General features: G+C 44.2%; 3 protein-coding genes, 16 tRNA genes and 2 rRNA genes. All 21 read left to right on the top strand.

Annotated features, from left to right (window positions below):
* A 23S ribosomal RNA gene (locus JV16_RS05580) occupies window positions 1–352 on the top strand; the annotation flags it as partial.
* 92 nt (window positions 353–444) lie between these two features.
* Window positions 445–561, top strand: a 5S ribosomal RNA gene (rrf, locus tag JV16_RS05575).
* 31 nt (window positions 562–592) lie between these two features.
* Window positions 593–667: transfer RNA gene (locus tag JV16_RS05570), tRNA-Asn, on the top strand.
* A 5-nt stretch (window positions 668–672) separates the two neighbouring features.
* Window positions 673–763, top strand: a tRNA-Ser gene (locus tag JV16_RS05565).
* Window positions 764–784: 21 nt separating this feature from the next.
* Window positions 785–856, top strand: a tRNA-Glu gene (locus tag JV16_RS05560).
* A 6-nt stretch (window positions 857–862) separates the two neighbouring features.
* Window positions 863–938: transfer RNA gene (locus JV16_RS05555), tRNA-Val, on the top strand.
* A gap of 11 nt (window positions 939–949) precedes the next feature.
* A tRNA-Met gene (locus JV16_RS05550) sits at window positions 950–1,026 on the top strand.
* A gap of 5 nt (window positions 1,027–1,031) precedes the next feature.
* Window positions 1,032–1,107, top strand: a tRNA-Asp gene (locus JV16_RS05545).
* Between the two features lie 159 nt (window positions 1,108–1,266).
* A tRNA-Phe gene (locus JV16_RS05540) sits at window positions 1,267–1,342 on the top strand.
* A gap of 58 nt (window positions 1,343–1,400) precedes the next feature.
* Window positions 1,401–1,476, top strand: a tRNA-Thr gene (locus JV16_RS05535).
* A gap of 5 nt (window positions 1,477–1,481) precedes the next feature.
* Window positions 1,482–1,566 (top strand) — tRNA-Tyr (locus JV16_RS05530).
* A 4-nt stretch (window positions 1,567–1,570) separates the two neighbouring features.
* Window positions 1,571–1,644 (top strand) — tRNA-Trp (locus tag JV16_RS05525).
* A 10-nt stretch (window positions 1,645–1,654) separates the two neighbouring features.
* A tRNA-His gene (locus JV16_RS05520) sits at window positions 1,655–1,730 on the top strand.
* Between the two features lie 17 nt (window positions 1,731–1,747).
* Window positions 1,748–1,822, top strand: a tRNA-Gln gene (locus JV16_RS05515).
* A 5-nt stretch (window positions 1,823–1,827) separates the two neighbouring features.
* A tRNA-Gly gene (locus JV16_RS05510) sits at window positions 1,828–1,899 on the top strand.
* An 11-nt stretch (window positions 1,900–1,910) separates the two neighbouring features.
* Window positions 1,911–1,984 (top strand) — tRNA-Cys (locus JV16_RS05505).
* Between the two features lie 11 nt (window positions 1,985–1,995).
* Window positions 1,996–2,081 (top strand) — tRNA-Leu (locus JV16_RS05500).
* A gap of 51 nt (window positions 2,082–2,132) precedes the next feature.
* A tRNA-Leu gene (locus JV16_RS05495) sits at window positions 2,133–2,217 on the top strand.
* Window positions 2,218–2,514: 297 nt separating this feature from the next.
* Entirely contained in the window at window positions 2,515–3,876 is a 1,362-nt protein-coding gene (locus JV16_RS05490) for a GH1 family beta-glucosidase (protein WP_042534655.1), read from the top strand.
* Window positions 3,877–4,045: 169 nt separating this feature from the next.
* A complete protein-coding gene (locus tag JV16_RS05485) occupies window positions 4,046–5,335 on the top strand; it encodes an ABC transporter substrate-binding protein (RefSeq protein ID WP_042534652.1) in 1,290 nt (429 codons plus the stop codon).
* A gap of 60 nt (window positions 5,336–5,395) precedes the next feature.
* Entirely contained in the window at window positions 5,396–6,322 is a 927-nt protein-coding gene (locus tag JV16_RS05480) for a carbohydrate ABC transporter permease (RefSeq protein WP_042534651.1), read from the top strand.
* Window positions 6,323–6,333: the final 11 nt, after the last annotated feature.

The following is a 6,333-nucleotide window of genomic DNA, read 5'->3' as shown; positions in this document are numbered from 1 at the left end:
GGCTGTTCGCCCATTAAAGCGGTACGCGAGCTGGGTTCAGAACGTCGTGAGACAGTTCGGTCCCTATCCGTCGCGGGCGTAGGAAATTTGAGAGGAGCTGTCCTTAGTACGAGAGGACCGGGATGGACGCACCGCTGGTGTACCAGTTGTCCCGCCAGGGGCACAGCTGGGTAGCTATGTGCGGAAGGGATAAGCGCTGAAAGCATCTAAGCGTGAAGCCCCCCTCAAGATGAGATTTCCCATCGCGTCAAGCGAGTAAGATCCCTTGAAGATGACAAGGTAGATAGGTCCGAGGTGGAAGCGTGGCGACACGTGTAGCTGACGGATACTAATCGATCGAGGACTTAACTAAGCACACACCTGTTATCTAGTTTTGAAGGAATAAAAAAATGCTTGACAACAAAAAATATTCCGTTATAATAACATTTGTCTAAAGCATTATTGCTCGGTGACGATGGCGGAGAGGTCACACCCGTTCCCATACCGAACACGGAAGTTAAGCTCTCCAGCGCCGATGGTAGTTGGCGGGACACCGCCTGCGAGAGTAGGACGTTGCCGGGCAAGATGATGAATGAATCACTTTTGTTATTATTCCGCAGTAGCTCAGTGGTAGAGCACTCGGCTGTTAACCGAGCGGTCGTAGGTTCGAATCCTACCTGCGGAGCCATTTACGGAGAGCTGTCCGAGTGGTCGAAGGAGCACGATTGGAAATCGTGTAGACGTGATGAGCGTCTCAAGGGTTCGAATCCCTTGCTCTCCGCCAGCCACTTAGGAAATGATATATGGCCCGTTGGTCAAGTGGTTAAGACACCGCCCTTTCACGGCGGTAACACGGGTTCGAATCCCGTACGGGTCATCTTTTGGAGGATTAGCTCAGCTGGGAGAGCACTTGCCTTACAAGCAAGGGGTCGGCGGTTCGATCCCGTCATCCTCCACCATATGTTATTATCGCGGGGTGGAGCAGCCAGGTAGCTCGTCGGGCTCATAACCCGAAGGTCGCAGGTTCAAATCCTGCCCCCGCAACCAATATTGGTCCCGTAGTGTAGTGGTTAACATGCCTGCCTGTCACGCAGGAGATCGCGGGTTCGAGTCCCGTCGGGACCGCCATGTATGGCTCGGTAGCTCAGTCGGTAGAGCACGTTTGAATCGACTTCTTTGGCAAGGCTACAGCGTACCGCTCGAGCCACATCTTGAGTAAGCAAACTGAGAGCGGGACGAAGGACGTTGTGCTTCTGAATAATTTAAGGATGAAGCTACTATCTATATGGCTCGGTAGCTCAGTCGGTAGAGCAAAGGACTGAAAATCCTTGTGTCGGCGGTTCGATTCCGTCCCGAGCCACCATTTTGAATGATGTCGGCTTAGTTTGTTTCATCTAAAAGTTTGATGCACTTCATATTATGCCGGCTTAGCTCAATTGGTAGAGCAACTGACTTGTAATCAGTAGGTTGCGGGTTCAAGTCCTGCAGCCGGCACCATCCGCGGAGGGGTAGCGAAGTGGCTAAACGCGGCGGACTGTAAATCCGCTCCCTTTGGGTTCGGCGGTTCGAATCCGTCCCCCTCCACCATTTTAGGGGCATAGTTTAATGGTAGAACAGAGGTCTCCAAAACCTCCGGTGTGGGTTCGATTCCTACTGCCCCTGCCAAAAAAACATGGCGGCTATGGCGAAGTGGTTAACGCACCAGATTGTGGCTCTGGCATTCGTGGGTTCGATTCCCACTAGTCGCCCCATATACATTTTAAAACGTTGGGGTATAGCCAAGCGGTAAGGCAACGGACTTTGACTCCGTGATGCGTTGGTTCGAATCCAGCTACCCCAGCCATATATGCGGAAGTAGTTCAGTGGTAGAACACCACCTTGCCAAGGTGGGGGTCGCGGGTTCGAGTCCCGTCTTCCGCTCTTCGTTTTATGGCGGCATAGCCAAGTGGTAAGGCAGAGGTCTGCAAAACCTTTACCACCGGTTCGAATCCGGTTGCCGCCTCCATTTTTTTATGCGCCGGGGTGGCGGAATTGGCAGACGCACAGGACTTAAAATCCTGCGGTAGGTGACTACCGTGCCGGTTCGAGTCCGGCCCTCGGCACTGAAAAGTCTTGACAAAGCAAGTTTGCATGATACAATTTAATTGCCTCATGCCGATGTGGCGGAACTGGCAGACGCGCACGACTCAAAATCGTGTGGGGTAGCCCCCCGTGTGGGTTCGACTCCCACCATCGGCACTGAATATTTGAGGATTCCTGTTGCACACAGGGATCCTTTTTTTATTTCTTCTTATACTTTTTCTTTTCTCCAGGACGCTCCAGCTTTACTTTTTCATCCTTTTAGCTTTTATATTTTACGAAAATTTTCGTGGAAGAAATATATTTATTTCATGTTTTATTATAATTTTTCGTTTAGGGCGAAAGATTTTATTGACTTATGCGTCAATTGTTATTATGATTAAGTTACGAAACAAATGAAAGAAAGCGCTTTTTTGATTTGTTTTTTACGAAAAATTTCGCAGGAGGTTCGAAATTATGCTTCAGTTTCCGAAAGATTTTATTTGGGGAGCTGCAACTTCATCGTATCAAATTGAAGGAACAGCGACTGGAGAAGATAAAATTTACTCGATCTGGGATCACTTTTCCCGCATTCCTGGCAAAGTAGCGAATGGGGATAATGGCGATATCGCAATTGATCATTACAATCGTTATGTTGAAGACATCGCATTAATGAAAGCGCTTCATTTGAAAGCGTATCGATTTTCGACTAGTTGGGCGAGACTTTATTGTGAAACGCCAGGGAAGTTTAACGAAAAAGGTTTAGATTTTTATAAGCGTCTTGTACATGAATTGCTAGAGAACGGTATCGAGCCAATGTTGACCATTTATCATTGGGATATGCCACAAGCTCTTCAAGAGAAAGGTGGCTGGGAAAATCGTGATATCGTTCACTACTTCCAAGAATACGCTGCTTTCCTTTACGAGAATCTTGGGGATGTCGTGAAAAAATGGATTACGCATAATGAGCCGTGGGTTGTCACCTATTTAGGATATGGGAATGGCGAACATGCCCCAGGGATTCAAAACTTTACATCATTTTTAAAAGCAGCACATCATGTTCTTCTCTCACACGGGGAAGCGGTAAAAGCGTTTCGAGCAATCGGTTCGAAAGATGGGGAAATTGGTATTACGTTGAATTTGACACCTGGATATGCGGTCGATCCGAAAGATGAAAAAGCAGTTGATGCCGCTCGAAAATGGGACGGCTTTATGAATCGTTGGTTTTTAGATCCTGTATTTAAGGGACAATATCCAGCAGATATGTTAGAAGTGTATAAAGATTATTTACCAGACGTTTACAAAGAGGGAGATTTACAAACGATTCAGCAACCGATCGACTTTTTCGGATTTAACTATTATTCAACAGCAACATTAAAAGATTGGAAAACAGGTGACCGTGAACCGATCGTATTTGAACATGTGAGCACAGGAAGACCTGTGACGGATATGAATTGGGAAGTGAATCCAAACGGTTTGTTTGATTTAATGGTGCGATTGAAAAAAGATTATGGCGATATTCCATTATACATTACCGAAAACGGTGCTGCATACAAAGATCGCGTCAACGAACAAGGTGAAGTAGAAGATGATGAGCGAGTTGCTTATATACGGGAGCATTTAATCGCTTGCCACCGCGCGATTGAACAAGGCGTCAATTTAAAAGGATATTATGTATGGTCGCTGTTCGATAATTTTGAGTGGGCATTTGGATATGATAAGCGCTTTGGGATTGTATACGTGGATTATGAAACGCTAGAGCGCATCCCGAAAAAGAGTGCATTATGGTACAAGGAAACGATTATAAACAACGGATTGCAAGTAGACAATGACAAATAAAGGAGGTGATGGGGGAAGGGAAGAAGTTTTCTTCGTCATAGCGGGAAGTGTCGGGGATTGGCCGCTACTACGAAGAAAACTAAAGGAATTATAACGTGAAACAAGCAAATGGGCAAATGAAAGGTGTAAACGGTATGAACACATATTGTGAAAAAGCGAGGGGGAAAGAATGATGAAGAAACGAGCTCTCATGTTGTTGTTAGCAGTTGTCTTTATGTTCGCGACAGCGTGCAGCAATCAATCTCAAAGTGAGAACGAATCAAAAGATAAAGGTTCAAGTGAAAAAGTCAAGTTGAACATGTGGGTATTCGGAAGCACTGGTTATGAAAAACTAGCTGAAGAATATATGAAAGATCATCCAAATGTTGAAATTAAAATTCAATCAACGCAGTTTGACGATCATCATAACGCATTATTTACAGCGTTATCAGCAGGAAGTGGCGCACCGGACATCGCGATGATTGAAGTAAACAATATTGAACGTTATCGTGAGGCACAAGATCGTTTTTATAACTTATACGATTTTGGTGCAAAAAACATTAAGGATAAGTATTTAGATTGGAAATGGCGCATCGGTGAAAGCGCTGATGGAAGCTTCTTATTTGGTCTTCCGACAGATATTGGTCCAACAGCTATGTTTTATCGTGCTGACGTGTTTGAAGCAGCAGGACTTCCAACAGATCCAGCTGAAGTTGCAAAGTTAATTCCAGACTGGAATGCATATGCAGAAGTAGCTGCAACAATTAAAGAAAAAACAGGAAAACCAATTGCAGACAACGTTGAACTTGTGTACAACGCATTACGTGACCAAGCTCCTGTGCAATATTTTAACGAAAAAGAAGAATTGCTTATCGAAAAAGAACCGTACATTAAACAAGCGTACGACTATACAGTTAGCTTAATTCAAAAAGGTTACCTTGGCAGCAACGGATTGTGGACTCCAGAATGGGGTAACGCGATGGAAAAAGGAAGCTATGCGACGTTGCTTGCACCTGCATGGATGCAAGGAGTTGTGAAAGGAAACGCACCAAATTCAGCAGGCAAGTGGCTCATTACAAACATGCCAGGTGGAGCAGGAAACTGGGGCGGTTCTTATTTAACGATTCCAAAAGAATCGAAGCATCCGCAAGAAGCATATGACTTCATTCAATGGCTCGTAGCGCCAGAACAACAATTGAAATCGTTTAAAGATATGGGCTTATTCCCATCTGCTCCTTCTGTATATGATGCACCTGAGTTTAAAGATTACAAAGACGAGTACTTTGGTGGAGTAAATACAGCTCAAGTATTTGCAGAAGCAGCACAAAAAGTAAAAACAGTGTATATGGGTAAAAACTACGGACTCGTTCAAGGCGAAATCATTAAGGCGTTGACAAACGTACAGAAGAAAAAAGCTGACCCAGAAAAAGAATGGGAAGAAGCAATTAAACGTATTAAACGTCAACTTGAACGTCAATAAAACACGTGAGGGAGGGATTTATTCCCTTCCCCCTACTATGATTTTTGGAGGGAAATATAAATGGTATCCCATAATCATACAAACGCAACTGTCCGTCCAAAAGGATTGAGTGATAAGAAAAAAACAGCATTAGCTGGCTACTTATTTATTTCTCCTTTCTTTCTTTTATTTGCGATCTTCGGCGCTTTTCCAATGCTGTTTAGCTTTTATTTAGCGTTTCAAAAATGGAATGGGTTCGGTGAAATGACATTTGTCGGAGTGAAAAACTTTTCGCTCATTTTTACTGATCCACTATTTTGGAAATCGATTTATAACACGATTGTAATCGGTTTATTAGGAACAGGTCCACAGTTAATCGCCGCTTTAATTTTAGCCGTTGCTTTAAATTCAGCGATGGTCAAGTTTAAAAGTGTATTTCGTGTCGCTTATTTTGTACCAAACGTAACGTCGATTGTTGCGGTGGCGATTGTTTTTACCGTTTTATTTAGCGAACAAGAAGCAGGGTTAGTAAACGCCACACTTAGCTTGTTTGGAATTTCGCCAGTAAGCTGGCAAACGTCTGAATGGGGAGCGAAAATTGCGATTGCGACGATGATTTTTTGGAGATGGGTTGGATATAACTCGATTATTTTCTTAGCAGGATTGCAAAGTATTCCGAAAGATCTTTATGAAGCAGCCGAAATTGACGGAGCGAAAAAATGGCAGCAGTTTCTTTTCATCACTGTGCCGATGTTAAAGCCAATTATCGTATTCGTCGTATTTACAGCAACGATCGGGTCGCTACAAATTTTTGCGGAACCGCTTATTTTCGGCAGTGGATTTAGAGAAGAAAGCATGACGATCGTGTTGTACTTATGGAGAGAAGCGTTCTCGAATAACGCGTTCGGAACAGCATCTGCGACAGCCGTCTCGCTATTTTTACTCATCATTGTATTTACGACAATTAACTTTTTCGCGTCCAATCGTTTAGATAAATCGGGCAAGTAAAAACATGGAGG

It is taken from the genome of Anoxybacillus ayderensis, assembly GCF_000833605.1.
GTDB classification, from domain to species: domain Bacteria; phylum Bacillota; class Bacilli; order Bacillales; family Anoxybacillaceae; genus Anoxybacillus; species Anoxybacillus ayderensis.
This window is presented reverse-complemented; position numbering and strand designations above follow the sequence as displayed.

Bases quoted from the DNA above. Each gene is read 5' to 3' on its own strand.
- JV16_RS05480 (WP_042534651.1), top strand. From the start codon at position 5,396: ATGGTATCCCATAATCATACAAACGCAACTGTCCGTCCAAAAGGATTG.
- JV16_RS05490 (WP_042534655.1), top strand. From the start codon at position 2,515: ATGCTTCAGTTTCCGAAAGATTTTATTTGGGGAGCTGCAACTTCATCG.
- JV16_RS05485 (WP_042534652.1), top strand. From the start codon at position 4,046: ATGATGAAGAAACGAGCTCTCATGTTGTTGTTAGCAGTTGTCTTTATG.